Here is a 1,002-nt window from a genome sequence, read left to right on the forward strand (position 1 = left end):
GCTCACTGCAAGCCGAGTGCCTCCACCCGTCGACCACCGTCGCACCGTGCACCGGGGAAGGCTGCATCCCACAACCCTCGACCTTGCCGCCACCCGCCAGTCCGGGACTCAGCGCACCGGACCAGAGTGCCAGCGGAGACGTCGACTGCGGGATCACCAACATCGCGGGCTGTGTCGTCAACGCGATCAACGGGTTCTTCCGCGGCATCGTCACGGCCGCGCTCAACCCGCTGCTGGACTTGTTGTCCAAGACCCTGCTGACAACCCCGACCCCGGATTCCCTGCCCCGCCTCGGTGAGCTGTGGGACACGTCGTGGCAGATCCTGCTGGCCTGCTACGCGACGCTGGTCCTGATCGCCGGGGTGCTGGTGATGAGCTACCAGACCCTGCAGACCCGCCACTCGGTCAAGGAGATCGCACCGCGGATCGTGGTCGGATTCCTCGCCGGTGCCCTGTCCCTCTGGGTGGCCACCAAGGCCATCGAGCTTGCCAACGCACTCGCCCAGGCGGTCATGGGTGGCGGTGTGGACGCCTCCGCCGCCGGGGCGACACTGCGGGACCTCGTACTGGGGTCACTGGGCGGCGGGCTGTGGATCGTGCTGATCGGCCTGTTCCTGGCCGGGATGCTCATCGTCCTGCTCGTCACCTACATCGTGCGCGTCGCGCTGACGATCATCCTGATCGCCGCGGCACCGCTCGCGCTGATGTGCCACGCCCTGCCCCAAAGCGAGGGCATCGCCTACTGGTGGTGGAAAGCGTTCGCCGGCTGCCTGGCCATCCAGGTCGCGCAGTCACTGACCTTGATCACCGCGCTCCGGATCTTCCTCACCCCCGGCGGCCTCACCCTGTTCGGAGGCCCGTCATGACCGGCAACGGGGTGGTCAATCTTCTCGTCGCGCTCGCACTGATCTACATCCTGATCAAGATCCCGTTCTGGGTCTTGGGCAGCATCCGCGGCGGCGGAGGACGGTCCCTGATCGGGTCATTGGTGCGCAGCTTCAT

The 1,002-nt window shown here is 67.0% G+C and carries 1 protein-coding gene; it reads left to right on the forward strand.

Features of this window, described 5'->3' with window-relative positions; all coding sequences use genetic code 11:
- On the forward strand, positions 1-866 hold an 866-nt coding region (locus FNH05_RS37685; RefSeq protein ID WP_483964247.1), incomplete at its 5' end, for a TrbL/VirB6 family protein.
- Positions 867-1,002 lie beyond the last annotated feature (136 nt).

Origin of the sequence: Amycolatopsis rhizosphaerae (genome assembly GCF_007713715.1) — a bacterium.
GTDB classification, from domain to species: Bacteria; Actinomycetota; Actinomycetes; order Mycobacteriales; family Pseudonocardiaceae; genus Amycolatopsis_E; species Amycolatopsis_E rhizosphaerae.